This is a genomic window from Pseudomonas sp. TH21, from assembly GCF_016651025.1.
GTDB classification, from domain to species: Bacteria; Pseudomonadota; Gammaproteobacteria; order Pseudomonadales; family Pseudomonadaceae; genus Aquipseudomonas; species Aquipseudomonas aylmerensis.
The window spans coordinates 5,160,014-5,174,596 of the sequence record NZ_JAEKEQ010000001.1; the positions used below are offsets into that span (position 1 = coordinate 5,160,014).

14 protein-coding genes are annotated in these 14,583 nt (G+C 60.2%); 10 read left to right on the forward strand and 4 right to left on the reverse strand.

The window, feature by feature from the left end; translation table 11 throughout:
• Nucleotides 1-12 precede the first annotated feature (12 nt).
• A complete protein-coding gene (locus JFU04_RS22750) occupies nt 13-657 on the forward strand; it encodes an HAD-IB family hydrolase (RefSeq protein WP_106802832.1) in 645 nt (214 codons plus the stop codon).
• Nucleotides 658-892: 235 nt separating this feature from the next.
• Here JFU04_RS22750 and JFU04_RS22755 read toward each other — a convergent pair whose 3' ends face one another.
• Nucleotides 893-1,852, reverse strand: a complete 960-nt coding sequence (locus tag JFU04_RS22755) for a LysR family transcriptional regulator (protein WP_201145745.1) — start codon at nt 1,850-1,852, stop codon at nt 893-895.
• Between the two features lie 193 nt (nt 1,853-2,045).
• Here JFU04_RS22755 and argH point away from each other — a divergent pair, with 193 nt between their 5' ends.
• The 7 genes from argH to JFU04_RS22790 all read left to right on the forward strand — a co-directional run bounded on the left by argH (nt 2,046) and on the right by JFU04_RS22790 (nt 8,913).
• Nucleotides 2,046-3,473: an argininosuccinate lyase gene (argH, locus tag JFU04_RS22760; protein ID WP_106802830.1), complete on the forward strand. Its 1,428-nt coding sequence runs from the start codon at nt 2,046-2,048 to the stop codon at nt 3,471-3,473.
• A gap of 106 nt (nt 3,474-3,579) precedes the next feature.
• On the forward strand, nt 3,580-4,458 hold the full coding sequence (locus JFU04_RS22765; protein ID WP_017134649.1) for an amino acid ABC transporter permease: 879 nt from the start codon (nt 3,580-3,582) through the stop codon (nt 4,456-4,458).
• A gap of 24 nt (nt 4,459-4,482) precedes the next feature.
• Complete coding sequence (locus JFU04_RS22770) at nt 4,483-5,247, forward strand: amino acid ABC transporter ATP-binding protein (RefSeq protein ID WP_016974699.1); 765 nt, start codon at nt 4,483-4,485, stop codon at nt 5,245-5,247.
• 25 nt (nt 5,248-5,272) lie between these two features.
• On the forward strand, nt 5,273-6,094 hold the full coding sequence (locus tag JFU04_RS22775; protein ID WP_065909178.1) for an ABC transporter substrate-binding protein: 822 nt from the start codon (nt 5,273-5,275) through the stop codon (nt 6,092-6,094).
• A gap of 161 nt (nt 6,095-6,255) precedes the next feature.
• A complete protein-coding gene (locus tag JFU04_RS22780; RefSeq protein WP_201145746.1) occupies nt 6,256-7,425 on the forward strand; it encodes an MFS transporter in 1,170 nt (389 codons plus the stop codon).
• A 54-nt stretch (nt 7,426-7,479) separates the two neighbouring features.
• Entirely contained in the window at nt 7,480-8,427 is a 948-nt protein-coding gene (locus tag JFU04_RS22785; RefSeq protein ID WP_201145747.1) for a hypothetical protein, read from the forward strand.
• A gap of 105 nt (nt 8,428-8,532) precedes the next feature.
• Nucleotides 8,533-8,913: a helix-turn-helix domain-containing protein gene (locus JFU04_RS22790; RefSeq protein ID WP_120449597.1), complete on the forward strand. Its 381-nt coding sequence runs from the start codon at nt 8,533-8,535 to the stop codon at nt 8,911-8,913.
• 48 nt (nt 8,914-8,961) lie between these two features.
• Here JFU04_RS22790 and JFU04_RS22795 read toward each other — a convergent pair whose 3' ends face one another.
• The 3 genes from JFU04_RS22795 to JFU04_RS22805 form a co-directional block, all read right to left on the reverse strand.
• Entirely contained in the window at nt 8,962-10,464 is a 1,503-nt protein-coding gene (locus JFU04_RS22795; protein ID WP_201145748.1) for an amidase family protein, read from the reverse strand.
• Nucleotides 10,465-10,590: 126 nt separating this feature from the next.
• Nucleotides 10,591-11,283 (reverse strand): hypothetical protein, encoded by a 693-nt coding sequence (locus JFU04_RS22800; RefSeq protein ID WP_342389450.1) that lies wholly within the window; start codon nt 11,281-11,283, stop codon nt 10,591-10,593.
• A 156-nt stretch (nt 11,284-11,439) separates the two neighbouring features.
• Nucleotides 11,440-12,498 (reverse strand): MBL fold metallo-hydrolase, encoded by a 1,059-nt coding sequence (locus JFU04_RS22805; RefSeq protein WP_201145749.1) that lies wholly within the window; start codon nt 12,496-12,498, stop codon nt 11,440-11,442.
• Between the two features lie 124 nt (nt 12,499-12,622).
• Here JFU04_RS22805 and JFU04_RS22810 point away from each other — a divergent pair, with 124 nt between their 5' ends.
• Together JFU04_RS22810 and JFU04_RS22815 are read left to right on the forward strand one after the other, a co-directional pair.
• A complete protein-coding gene (locus JFU04_RS22810; protein ID WP_106802823.1) occupies nt 12,623-13,249 on the forward strand; it encodes a TetR/AcrR family transcriptional regulator in 627 nt (208 codons plus the stop codon).
• A gap of 188 nt (nt 13,250-13,437) precedes the next feature.
• Nucleotides 13,438-14,496, forward strand: a complete 1,059-nt coding sequence (locus JFU04_RS22815; RefSeq protein ID WP_201145750.1) for a diguanylate cyclase — start codon at nt 13,438-13,440, stop codon at nt 14,494-14,496.
• Nucleotides 14,497-14,583: the final 87 nt, after the last annotated feature.

Sequence of the window (14,583 nt, forward strand, 5' to 3'; positions counted from 1 at the left end):
GTGAACCCAGACATGCTCGAAGCCGGCCCTGTGGATGCCAAAGTACTTTCCGTCTTTGACTTCGACGGCACCCTGACCCATCACGACAGTTTTGTGCCGTTCCTCAAGTTTGCCTTTGGCCCTGGCGAGTTCTATGGCCGGATGGTCAAGCTGGCGGTGCCTGGGCTGCGTTTTTTGCTGCGGCAGATCAGCCGGGATGAGTTGAAGGCGCAGTTGATTCGCACCTTTATGACCGGGGTCGAGAAGTCGTGGGTGCAGCAGAAGGCCGAGGAGTATTGCCAGCGCAATTGGGCGCGGTTGATGCGCCCGGCGGGCGTGCTGTCAGTGGAGCAGGAGTTGGGCTCGGGGGCGGTGGTGACGTTGTGTTCGGCGTCGCCGGCGTTGGTGTTGCAGCCGTTTGCTGACCGGCTCGGGATCAAGTTGATTGGGACTGAGCTTGAAGTGGTGGATGGGGTGTTGACCGGCAAGCTCACCGGGAATAATTGCCGCTGTGAGAATAAGGTGCTGCGCCTTGAAGCGGTGTATGGGGACCTGGGGGAGTATCGGCTGCGGGCCTGGGGCGATACGCGCGGGGATCGGGAGCTGCTGGCGGCGGCGCAGGATGCGCATTTTCGGCATTTTCATTCGAAGAAGAAGCAGGGCAAGTTGCAGCGGTGATGCGGGTGGGTGGGGTCGGCGGGTGACCGAGGCGATCCCATCGCTGCCTCGCTGGGGCTCGAGGGCTCCCGCATTTTGATCGGTTTCAGGCTGGGAAGCGCGCTAGCATGGGGTGCTGGGGGTCGATGCAGATAGATAAGGTCGGCGGATGGACCGAGGTGATCCCTTCGTAGCCTCGCTGGGGCTCGACAACTCCCACATTTGATCGATGTCGTGTCGGGATCGGCGCTTGGCGTTATGTTGCGGCCTTGAGGTCTACGCCCAGGGCGGTGGCGAAGGCTTTTACCATGGGGCTGCGCGGGGCGTTGTGGCGCAGGATCAGATTGACGGCGGTGCTCAGGTGCACGTGGTCCGGGCACAGTGCGCGTAGGCGCCCTTCCCTTACCAGCGGCGCGGCGTAGTGTTCTGGCAGGAAGCCCAGGAAGCGGCCGGTCAGGATCAGGATGGCGACGGCTTCCACTTGTGAGGCCGAGGCGGACTGGCTGTCGTAGGTGACGAAGTTGGCCTTGTCGCGGTGGATCGCGTACCGGTGGTTGACCACTTCGTATTGGCGCAACACCTCGGGGGTGATGTCGCTCGCATTGAACAGTGGATGTCCTACGGCGCAGTAAGCGTGGGCTATTTCTTCATACAGCGGGAAATAGTCGAATTCCTCACGGCGCTGGTACACCGGCACGATGCCGACAATCAGCCGCCCTTCCACGACGCCACGCTCAACTTCGTCAAGTTGCGAGGCCTGTAGGCGCAATCTTATTTTTGGCGATTCGCTGTGCAACTTCCTCAACGCGTCAATGAGCGGCGAGTTGATATCGGAGACGGTAGTATCAATAACGCCCACACTAAGGTCGCCGATCAGTTCATTTTGCGCCGAACTAAGCTTGTCGCGAAAACTGTCGACCGAGGTAAATAACTCGATGGACGCCTGATACACCAACTTGCCTTCTTCGGTCAGTCCAAAGCCCTCCCGGCCCCGCGTACACAGGCGCATACCGATGCGGATTTCGAGGTCGGAGATCTGTTTGCTGATCGCTGCCAGGCCCACGTTCAGCTCGTTTTGTGCAGCGCTGAAGCCGCCAGCCTCGACCACAGCCATAAATACCCGGAGCAATTTGAAGTCCAAACCACTGAGTTGCAGGGGCGGTCTTGTGCCGGGTTTGGGTGGCAGGTTTCCAGAAGTGGAAAGTGGAGTTTCCATAATACGCGTTGACCTCAAGTGCCATATTCAACAGGCTTTGACCCAGTCCTTGAACACAGCCAGGCGGCGATAATGAACATAAACATCCGCCCTTGGCAACCTTGAATACGGCGCGTCAGACGCTGATTCAGTCTAGTTGAAAACTTATTTTTACTGCCTCCGACTCTTCTAAAAACAAGCGTGAGGAATACCCATGTCCCAGCCCACCGACCGCCTTTGGGGCGCTCGTTTCAAGACCGGTCCGTCTGCAGCATTGGCCGCGTTGTCACGTTGCCCTGAGCGCTATTTCCGCCTGACGCCCTACGACCTGGCTGGCTCCCGTGCGCATGCCCGTGAGTTGCAGCGCGCCGGTTTGCTGGATGAGTCGGAGACCCTGCGCACCCTGGAGGCCCTGGACCGGATCGGCGAGGACTTCGCCGCCGGCCGCCTGCATCCGACGCTGGATGATGAGGATGTGCACACCTTCATCGAACGCGTATTGACCGAGCGCCTGGGCGCCCTGGGCGGCAAGTTGCGCGCCGGGCGTTCGCGTAACGACCAGACGGCCAACGACCTGCGCCTTTTCCTACGCGACCACGCACGCACCATCACCACCGAGGTACTGGCGTTGCAGCAGGCGTTGGTGGAGCAGGCTGAGCAGCATGTGGAGAGCATCTGCCCGGGCTTTACCCACTTGCAGCAGGCGCAACCGATTGTGTTTGCCCATCACCTGTTGGCGCATGCCCAGTCGATGCTGCGCGATGTGCAGCGTCTGGTCGATTGGGATGCGCGTACGGCGTTGTCGCCATTGGGCGCGGCCGCCATGGCCGGGTCGGCGATTGCGCGCCAGCCGGAGCATTCGGCCAAGGAAATGGGCTACACCGGACCGTGCGAAAACTCCATTGATGCGGTCGCCAGCCGTGACCATGTGGCGGAATTCCTGTTCGTGGCCGGCATGCTTGGGGTGAATATTTCGCGCCTGTCGGAAGAGTTTTGCCTGTGGTCTTCGCGCCAATTTCGCTGGGTGGTGTTGGACGATGCCTACGCCACCGGCAGCTCGATCATGCCGCAGAAGAAGAACCCGGACATTGCCGAATTGGCCCGGGGCAAGGCTGGGCGCTTGATCGGCAACTTGACCGGGTTGATGTCGACGCTCAAGTCGCTGCCGCTGTCGTACAACCGCGATTTGAGTGAAGACAAGCACAGCGTGCTGGACAGCGTGGACACCCTGCTGCTGGTGCTGCCGGCGATGGCCGGGATGGTTGCGACCATGAAAGTGCAGGTGCAAGAGCTGCGGCGTCAAGCGCCGATGGGCTTCACCCTGGCGACTGAGGTGGCGGATTGGTTGGCAACGCGCGGTGTGCCGTTCAAGGAGGCGCATGAGATTACCGGCGCCTTGGTGCAGGCCTGTGAGAAGCATGAGATTGAATTGTGGGAAGCCTCGCCGGCGATGTTGGCAGAGGTGGATGCTCGGTTGCTGCCGGAAGTGCGCGACTGCTTGACCCTGGAGGCGGCGATTGCGGCGCGCAGTGGCTGGGGCGGGACGGCGCCGGAGCGGGTTCGGGAGCAGATTGGGCGGTTGAAGGTGGCGTTGGCGGCTCAGCAGCAGTGGGCTGAAAGTTATCAGGGGTTTCGGATTTAAACCTGGGCCTTTGTGGTGAGTTTGCTGGCGCTTTCGCAGGCAAGCCAGCTCCCACATTCGGACCGTGTTTTAACCGTTGGATCGAGTACAGCAGTGGAGTAGCACCATGAACCAAACCCCGGCGGAGCGCTTGGAAGCCGAGCGCAAGTTGTCCGAGAACCAGTTCGATATCACGCAGTACGAGCACGTGCCGCGTCGTTATTACGGACGGATGTTTTTCGCCACGTTGATCGTGATCGCACTGGCCGCGCTGTTGCGCGCCTTCGCCAATGGCCAGATCGAATGGTCCTACATCGGTCAGTTCCTCACGTCTGAAGCCATCCTCTGGGGCCTGGTCAACACCATCGTCATGTCGATCCTGGCGATGGCGCTGGGGGTGGTGATCGGGGTCATCACGGCGATCATGCGCATGTCGGCCAACCCGATCCTGCGTTACGTGGCCATCACCTATACCTGGCTGTTTCGCGGCACGCCGCTGATTTTGCAGCTGCTGCTGTGGTTCAACCTGGCGCTGATTTTCCCGGTGATCGCGATCCCCGGCCTGTTCAGCATCGACACCGTCGACCTGATGACGCCATTCGTGGCCGCCCTGCTCGGCCTGAGTATCAACCAGGGCGCCTACACCGCTGAAGTGGTGCGCGCCGGCCTGCTGTCGGTGGACACCGGCCAGTACGAAGCCGCCAAGTCCATCGGCATGCCGAGCCTGCAAGCGCTGCGTAGGGTAATTCTGCCGCAGGCGATGCGAGTGATCATTCCGCCTGTAGGCAACGAGTTCATCAGCATGGTGAAAATGACCAGCCTGGCCAGCGTGATCCAGTATTCGGAGCTGCTGCACAACGCGCAAAACATCTACTACGCCAACGCCCGAGTCATGGAGCTGCTGATTGTTGCCGGCATCTGGTACCTGGCGGTGGTGACTGTTCTTTCATTTGGTCAAAGCCGCCTCGAGCGTCGTTTTGCCCGCGGCGCCGGCAAGCGTTCGTAAGTCTGGGTTGAGGAGATTTGCCCCATGAGAAGCATCGTCAAGGCCGTCAACCTGAACAAGTATTACGACCAGTATCACGCGCTGCGCGACATCAATATCGAGGTCGAGCAAGGCGAAGTCATGTGCATCATCGGCCCGTCCGGCTCGGGTAAAAGCACGCTGCTGCGCTGCGTCAACCAGCTGGAAAAAATCGACAAGGGCGGCCTCTGGGTCGACGGCGAACTGGTGGGTTACCGCGTCGTCGGCAACAAGTTGCACGAGATGAATGAATCGCAGATCGCGCGCCAGCGCCTGGCCACCGGCATGGTGTTCCAGCGCTTCAATTTGTTCCCGCACATGACCGTGCTGCAGAACATCATCGAAGGCCCGTGCCAGGTGCTCAAGCGCTCGCCCAAGGAAGCCACCGAGGACGCGCTGGAATTACTGGCCCGCGTCGGCCTGGCGGACAAGCGCAATGCCTACCCGGTGGAATTGTCCGGTGGCCAGCAACAGCGTGTGGCGATTGCCCGCGCGCTGGCGATGCGCCCCAAGCTGATGTTGTTTGACGAACCCACGTCAGCCCTCGACCCGGAGCTGGTAGGAGAAGTGCTGTCGGTGATGCGCGATTTGGCCACCACCGGCATGACCATGATCGTGGTCACCCATGAGTTGGGCTTCGCCCGTGAAGTCTCCAACCGCATGGTGTTTATGGACGCCGGCCAGATTGTGGAAGCCGGCAGCCCGGAAGAAATTCTAATAAGCCCACAAAACCCGCGTACCCAAAGCTTTATTTCTGCCGTTCGCACTTAACTAGAAAACTAACGAGAACGCCCCCATGAAAACATTGTTTATCCCAACGTTGCTCGCAGGCCTGATGGCCTCCTCGTGTGTATTCGCGGCATTGCCGGCGGCAATCAAGGACAAGGGTGAGATCAGCGCGGCCATCGTGCCGAACTACCCGCCGATGGACTTCAAGGACACCGCCACCAACAAGCTCACGGGCCTGGACTTCGACTTGGGCAACGCCCTCGCCGAGCGCCTGGGCGTGAAGATCAAATGGCAGGAAACCGGCTTCGAGCAGATGCTCAGCGGGCTGACCACCAAGCGCGTCGACATCGTGCTGTCCGGCATGAGCGACACCGCCGAGCGCCAGAAAGCCGTGACGTTTATCGACTACTTCACCAGTGGCCCACAGCTGTACACCCTGGCCAAGCGCGAAGACCTCAAGGAATTGACTGACCTGTGCGGTAAAAAAGTCGGCACCAGCCGCCGTACGACCTGGCCGTCGGAAATTGCCGCGTGGAGCAAGGAAAACTGCGAAGCAGCAGGTAAGCCAGCGATCGTGGTGATCGGCACTGAAGGCTCGGCGGACGCGCGTGCCCAGTTGCAGCAGAACCGTTTGGATGCGGCGATGCAGGGCAGCGAGACGATTCCTTATTTGATGTCGTTGGACAAGGGCAAGTACAAGCCGGTAGGCCTGGCGATTTCCAAGCAGTTCACCGGGTTGGGGATCGAGAAGAGCAATACCGAGCTGGTCAGCGCGATCAGTGAGGCGTTGCAGGGCATGCTCGATGATGGGACCTACGGCAAGATCCTCAAGAAGTGGGATCTGGAGCAAGGTGCGGTCGAGAAGATCACCATCAATTCCGGCCAGTAACTCGATCCAAATGTGGGAGCGGGCTTGCTCGCGAATGCAGTGTGTCAGCGACGAATGTACCGACTGACCCGCCGCATTCGCGAGCAAGCCCGCTCCCACAAGGGATCTGTTGTGTATGAAAGATCGTAACCTGCCTCAAGAATAAGGACATCCGCCCCACCGTGGCCACCTACTCCCTGGTAATCCGCCGCCTGATGATCTGCTCGGTGACCATCGTGGTCAGCCGCGCCATGACCAGCCCCTTGCTGGCCCTGCTGCTGAGCACCCGCCTGGGCCTCAACCAACAGGACATCGGCCTGCTGATGGGTATTGCCGTCTTCATCGCGACCCTGCTGGGCCTGTATGGCGGCTACATCATCGACCGCCTGGAAAAGCGCAAGCTGCTGATCCTGGCCATGCTCTCCAGCGCCATCGGCTTTCTGTTGCTGACCTTTGCCAGCAACCTCTACCTCACCACCTTGACCCTGGTGATCACCGAAGCCGCGTCGGCGCTGTTCCTGATCGGCTCCAAGGCGATCATCAGCGAGAACCTGCCGGTGGGCGACCGCGCCAAGGTGTTTTCCCTGCGCTACACCCTGACCAACGTCGGCTACGCCACCGGCCCGATGGTCGGCGTGGTGATCGCCGGACACATGCAGCTGGCGCCGTTCCTGATCGCCAGCGCCATCGCGTTTGGCAGCGTATTCCTGATGATCGGCATCCCGCCGACCCAGCGCGACGACAGCAACAAACCCCTGAGTTTCCTCAGCACCCTGCGCACCTTGCGCAGTGATCGCACGTTGATCCTGTTTACCAGCGGCAGCCTGCTGAGCACCATTGTCCACGGGCGCTATACGCTTTATCTGTCGCAATTTCTGCTGGTTGCCTACAAACCTGCCGAGGCGCTGAAGATTTTGTCGGCGGTGCTGGCCTGCAACGCCATTACCGTGATTTTGATGCAGTACCAGATCGGGCGTTTTCTCAAGCGTGAACAATTGCGCTACTGGATCGTGCTCGGCACCTTGCTGTTCATCCTCGGGTTGATCGGTTTCAGCCTGGCCAACAGCCTGCTCACCTGGTGCCTGGCGATGTTTGTGTTCACCCTGGGCGAGATGATCATCTACCCGTCGGAGTTCCTGTTCATCGACACCATCGCCCCGGATGCACTGCGCGGCAGTTACTACGGCGCGCAGAACCTGGCGGCATTTGGCGGCGCGATGAGCCCGGTGATTTGCGGCTACCTGCTGATCAATGCCGCGCCGACCAGCATGTTTTATGCGCTGGGTGCACTGACGGCCATCGGCGGCACGCTGTGCTTCTTGAGCGGGCGGCGGGTCGCAGTTTCTTGCTGATATTTACGCGGGATCCGGCTATTAATAGCGAAACCTCTCACGGACCCGAGCCCCATGAAATTCGACACGGCCTACAGCCTGAGTCTCGATGACAAGCTGTCGATCTACGACGTACGTGACCTGAATTTCGACGAAACCGTCGCCTTCGATTCCGACCAGGACAGTTTCCTCTGCCCCAACAATGACTGCCGTGCAGCCTTCGAGGCAGGCAATGTGTTGAGCACATTCAACGCAAAGAACGTCAACTACCTGCGCACCCCGCACTTCAAGAACACCCCGAGCACCCGGCATATCGACGGCTGCCGTTACGCCAGTACCCACAAGACCGCGACCGGCGAAAATGACGACGAGCGCGAGGAAAACTTCCCATCCGAATTTGTCCTGACACGGCGTACGTACGCGGCTAAAACCGCGGTTACCAGCCCTCAAGGACATCTCCCACAGGGCCCTGAGAAAACGCCGTCAAGCCGCACCAGCCCGTCCGGCAGTTCCCACGACACCACCCCGGACAAAACCAGCGTGTTTGCCCACCCCGTGGAATGCTTCGTGTCGAATATCGACGACAAGGACAAGCTCAAAAGCATGCCGCTGAAGATCGGCGACCACACCGCGACCTACTCGACGTTCTTCAAGAAAATCGAATACCTGCAGGACAACAAGGGCCTGATCTACTGGGGCAAGATCAAGGCGATCAAGGACTACACCAGCAGCTTTCGCATCGACTTCGACAAGAAGGTGTGGCTCGACAAGAAGCCCTATTCAGTCAACGTCTACCTGAGCAAAAAGCTCATCGAGAACTACCGCAAACGCTCAGTGTTCCTGGAGCAGATCAGGGCGGCGGCAGACAGTGACCGGGCGTTGTACTGCTTCTTCTACGGCGTGACGCCGGAGCTGAAACAGGTACCGAGCAAGAAAAAACCCGAGCAGACCTTCGGGGTGTTCAGCGCGAATATCGAAAACCTCGATCACCTGCTTATTCGCGAGGCGCCGGGGCTGGAATAACCGGGGGCTGAAAGCCATCAACAAAATCCAGTTGATGAGCGGTCAAAACAACTGTACAAAAACACAGTATAGTTTGTCCTCCCCGTCGAACCCTGGAGAAATTCCATGTCCTCTCTGGCAATGCGCTCTTTCGTCGATCAGCAGATCGTCCTGCATCAATTCACCGCCAAACACAGCGTACAGGCCCGCGCGATGCTGGGCTGGAGCCGCGAAGACCTGGCGCGCCAGGCCGATGTGACGGTGGAGGCCATCCAACAATTCGAAAGCCTGGGCGACGTGGGTGATGAAACCCGCCTGGCCGTGGCGTTCCGCCTGGAAGCCGAAGGGCTGGTGTTTTTCCCGGGGTTTGCGCCGGGGTGGGGCATGAGTGTGCGCAGGTTCGATACCCACCCGACCGAGCCCGCCGCACCCACCATCCTTTCGCGGCTGATGGGCTCAACTGCGGTATCCATTGACTCATCCACGCCCCAACCGAATGGCGCGTAGGGTCCAGCCGGACCACCGCAACCCTGCCGCGCGCGGCGGTGTGTAGCTTCAGAGCCTGGGGTTGACCATCGCCTGGGCCGCCTGCTCATACCCATGGGCCACCGCCAGCAAGGTCGGTTCAGCCCAGCGGGTGCCGAAAAAGTAGGCACTGGTGGGCAGGCCGTCCTCGTTCGTTCCGGAAGGCACCGTGATCCCTGGGTAACCCGCCGCGGCCACGCCGAAATAAGCGTTGGTCTCGAAGTCGGTCACCATGGCATCAAGGTTTTCTGCCTTGATCGGATCATCCACCGTGCTGCGAAAATCCTCGATCAGCTCGTCCCACAGCGGCCCTCGTTGGTCCGGCGTCAAAGTGGAGGCAGCGATTTCCTTGAGCATCGGCTGGTGATCGGTCTCGGTGCCGTCGCGGTCTTCATTGAACTTGATCAGCTCCGTCAACGACTTGACTGGCAATCCGCGGCGTTTGGCCAGGTAAGCATTCATTTCCTCCTTCACATCCGAGAGCAGCAACTCCTCATAGCGTGATGCGTCGGCCAGGCGCATGTCGACGGGCACAAGGACCGCGCCTTGATCACGCAGCACCTCAAGTGTCCGCGTGAATGACGCACTGTTGACCACAGGCAGGATTTCGCCGTTTGCACTGAACGTCGTCGGATAACCAATACGCTTGCCCGTCAACGCGCCGGGTACAAGCAACCGCGTGTAGTCCACGCCCTCGGGAGCGCCCACGCTATGCGGGTCATCAGGGTCGCGGCCTGACATGGCATTGAGCATCAGCGCCACGTCATACACCGAGCGTGCCATCGGGCCCGGCGTGTCCTGTCGCTGGCTGGCCGGAATGATGCCGTTACGGTCCAGCAAACCGACACTGGGCTTGAGCCCGACCACGCCGTTGAGTGCCGCCGGTACGATGATCGAACCATTCGTCTCCGCCCCGACTGCCAAGGGGGCCAGCCCGGCGGCGACCGCGGCCGCCGAACCGGAACTGGAGCCCCCCACGTCAGCATCTGCCTGATGCGGGTTAAGTGTTTGCCCGCCCCGGCTGCTCCAGCCATCGGGCGCGCCACGAAAGCCCGCGAGTTCCGTCATATTGGTTTTCCCCAGGATCACCACGCCCTGCTTGATCAGGTTATCCACCAGCGGGGCGTTCTTGCCGACAGCCTCACCCACCAGGCCGAATGCTCCCGCACTGGTTTGCATGCCGGTGGCTTCGAGGGTGTCCTTGAGCAGGATGGGAATACCATGCAGCGGCCCGCGCACCTTGCCACTGGCGCGCTCCTGATCCAACTCGCGAGCAGTGCGCAGCGCATCCGGATTGAGCTCAATCACGGCGTTCAATTGCGGGTCGAGCTTGAGAATGCGCTGTTGCAGGTAGTGGACCAGGCTCACCGATGTGAGTCCGCCGGGCCTGGCCATGTGCGCGCCGAGCTCACTGACACTGAGGTACTCGGTACCTGGGGCTACGGATTTTGAAACTGCGGGCACAGGGTCGACAACCCAGGACTGCGCGACTTGCCGAACGACAGCCCCTACACCGTATACAAGACCGATCATAAGACCTCTTCAGGATTAAGAAATGACGAGGGATCGACGTTGATCCATCACCAGTCTAAGAAGGCCTCGCGCCCCAGGCAGCCCGACCCAAGGCGTTCACGGCGTAGGATTAGTCAACACAACCGGTCACTGTAATTGCACCGGTGCCGGCATCAGGCCTTGCGCGCTGCGGTATTCCTGAACCAGCGCCTGCAGCGCATCCTTCGACCAACGCGCACCGTAGAACCACACCGTCGCGCCCTCTTCGAGCGGCTCGCCATGCACCGGGTAGCCGGCCCAGCAGGCCGCATGAAACGCCGCGCTGCGGCTGTCCGACACCAACGCATCCAGTCGATTTTCACTCACATGCGCGTCGATTTCGTTGCGGGTCTGCAGGTCGAACAGCAGGCTGTCATCGCTACGCTGTGCAAGCACTGGCACCAGTTGCGCCCCGGCCCGGCGAAGCACGTCCAGCGCGTTCAAGAAGGCGGCCGAGTGCTCCAGCGGCTCGCCCTGCACAAACCGCTCGGCGAAGCCGATGCGCCTGCCCGCCAATGCCTGGCTGACCGCCAAGACGTTGTTGTTCTGCACCAGGGGCACTTCCACCATGACCGGCCCCGAAGGGTCAACGCCACTCAAGGCAATCAACGATAACGACGGATCACGCACCGGTTTCAGCGGAAGAGCCGGAGAGGTGTAGCCAGGGATCGGAATGCGACCTTCAGGGTGGGCATGAGACTGCGGGTCGCTGCCAAAAGCGATACCGTGCGCACTCGCCGGTTCGTTAAGCAACTGTTTGAGGAGGGGCGCCGAGACTGCCGACTCGAGTAGCGCTGACACCGCGTGCCCGGTCGGGCACGTGCCCCCATGCCAAGATGTCCTACCTTTGCCTTCCATAAGAAGTACCCCCGAAAAACCGACTTCCGGGGATCATCGCACCCTTGGCTGGCGTCTGTCGCAGCCCTGAAACAGCTTGAAAACTCCTTTTCCCACAGCTCAGCTCAACAGGCGCTCCTGGGCACCTTGGGTTTCCACATCCAGCCACCACGCGTTGCCACGTTCCGGCTGGTTCAAACTGAACGCCCGCCCCATCGCCGGCGTTGTAATCGAGACATTGCGTTCCCAGGCCAGGGCCATGATGCGATCGAACGGTTCGTGCCAGGCATGGAATGCCAGGTCGAAAGTGCCGTTGTGGATCGGCAGCAACCAGCGGCCCTTGAGGTCGATATGCGCTTGCAGGGTTTGCTCCGGCTGCATATGCACGTGCGGCCAGTCGACGTTGTAAGCGCCGGTTTCCATCAACGTCAGGTCAAACGGACCGTACTGTTCGCCGATGCGCTTGAAGCCATCGAAGTAGCCGGTGTCACCGCTGAAAAAGATCCGCCGTGCGCCGTCGATCATCACCCAGGAACACCACAAGGTCTGGTTGGCATCGAACAGGCCGCGTCCGGAAAAGTGCTGCGCCGGCGTGGCGACAAAACGCAGGCCATCCACCTCAGTGCCTTGCCACCAATCCAGTTGCCGCACCTTGCTGGCATCCACGCCCCACTTGATCAGCAGATCGCCCACGCCCAGCGGCGCAAGAAAGTGCCGGGTCTTGTCGGCCAATTGGATGACAGCCTTGTGGTCAAGGTGGTCGTAGTGGTTGTGGGAAAGAATCACTGCCTCAAGCGGCGGCAACTCTTCAAGGGTGATGGGCGGCTGATGAAAACGCTTGGGGCCGGCCCAACTGAACGGCGAGGCACGCTCGGCGAACACCGGGTCGGTCAGCCAGAATTTGCCGCGCATTTTCAGCAGCACCGTGGAATGCCCCAGGCGGTACACGCTGTGATCCGGCGCCGCCAGCAACTGCTCGCGGGTCAGCGGCTGCACCGGGATCTGCCCCACCGGCCGCGTGCTGCGCGGTTTGTTGAACAACATGTTCCAAAAGATACGCAAGGTTTTGCCAAAACCGCCGTGCTGCACCGGGGCGTCGTTGCTGAAATGCCCCTGGTCCTGCTCGGCAGGCTTGGGCGCCGCAGGCGAAGGCTTGAGACGGCTTGAAATCGTGGCCATAACTGAGTGACTCCTACCGATCGCGCATAAAATTACACTGCACAGTGTAGTTTCTAGATTGCAACAAAACCCCGAGCAAGTAAACTACTGAGTGTAATTTACCCTGACGAGCCGAGCGCCACCCATGACTGCCCCTCTACGCCTCACTGACCGTAAACGCGAAGCCATCGTGGCTGCGGCTATTGCCGAGTTTCGCGCCAACGGTTTCGAGGTCACCAGCATGGACAAGATCGCCGCCACCGCCGGCGTATCCAAGCGCACGGTGTACAACCACTTCCCCAGCAAGGAAGAGCTGTTCGCCGAAATTCTCCACCAACTCTGGGCCAGCAGCGTCGCCCAACTCGACGTCAGCTATACCAGTGACCGCCCATTGCGTGAACAATTGCGTGGGTTGCTGGAGGCGAAGATGAAAATGATGTCGGACGCCAACTTCCTCGACCTGGCCCGCGTGGCGATCGCCGCCACCATTCATTCGCCGGAACGCGCGCAAGACATGGTCAACCGTCTGAGCAAGCGTGAAGAAGGCTTTACCCAATGGGTACGCGCCGCGCAGGAAGATGGACGGCTCAATTGCAGCGACCCGGCCTTTGCCGCCCACCAGATCCAGAGCCTGCTCAAGGCCTTCGCCTTCTGGCCACAGATCACCCTCGGCCAACCCACCCTGGATGCGGCCAACCAGGCCAGCGTCATCGAGTCCGCCATTGATCTGTTCCTGGCCGGCTATGAAGTCACTGCGCCCCGCCAGCCGTAAAACCTGTTGCGTGTGCGACATTCCAGGTCGTTTTTGACGTATTAGCCCTCTGTTTTGCGCAAATGGCCTGGAAGGACACTGATTATTCCCACGGGAATAACTGACAATATTCACAGGCATTATCCGATCAACGGTTAATCCTGCGAACGTGTGTCGTCGTATCTGCAACAGAGTTGATCCGGGAATTTATGGAAAACAGACAAGGCAAAGGGCTTTCATTTGCCAAACGTATCTACAAGCCAAGGATCATCGGCCTGGGCATTGGCTGCATCAGTGTCATCGGTGCCCTCTACCCGCTTGCGATGCCCGGCTGGGTCTGGGCCTTGCTGTTGTTCAATGGGTTCGCGTGGGCACACGTGGCGTATCAGCTGTCGACTCGTTCGCAGTACCCCTACAAGGCCGAGCAGCGCAACCTGCTGTACGACTCGTTGTTCGGCGGTTTCTGGGCCGCCGCCACGCAGTTCACCCCGCTGACGGCCGTGACCATCCTGTCGATGATGACCATGAACAACGTCGCCGCCGGCGGCAAGCGCCTGTTCCTGCGCGGCCTGCTCGCACAAGCCCTCGGGATCGGCGTGGCAGGGACGCTGTTCGGCTTCCAGTTCAATCCTGACGTCAGCCTGCTGCAGGTCTATACCTGCCTGCCGATGCTGACCCTCTACCCGATGGCCATCGGCATGGTCTGCTACCAGTTGGCAATCAAGCTGTCGGAACACAAACGCGCCCTCAGTGCCCTGAGCCGCACCGACAGTCTCACCGGCCTGCTCAATCACGGTTCCTGGAAAGACCTGCTCCACCTCATGTTTCACAAGTGCCAGCAACAACAAAGCCACGCCACCATCGCCTTGATCGATATCGACCACTTCAAGCAGATCAACGACAGCCACGGCCATATCATCGGCGATGCAGTATTGCGCCAACTGAGCGTCGAGCTGCGGCGTAACCTGCGGGAAAACGACCTGGCCGGACGTTACGGGGGCGATGAGTTCTGTGTGATTCTTCCGCAAATGCCCTTGGAACAAGCCGCGCAACTGATGGAACGCATGCGCGAAACCTTCAGTAATTACCGCAACCCGCAAATCCCCGAACTGCGGGTGAGCCTGAGTATCGGCCTGGCGGATTTCCAGCCGTACTTCACCGATGCAGCCATGTGGCTGAATGCCGCGGACCGCGCGCTGTATGCCGCCAAGGACACCGGGCGCAACCGGGTCAACATCAGCGAGGAAAAGATCGCCCATTCCGCCTGAAGTTGTCCTACGACACCTCGTCTGAATCTTCCGCGTAACAGCGCAAATGAAATCATAATGCCACCACTCGTCGACTACCAAGAAAGG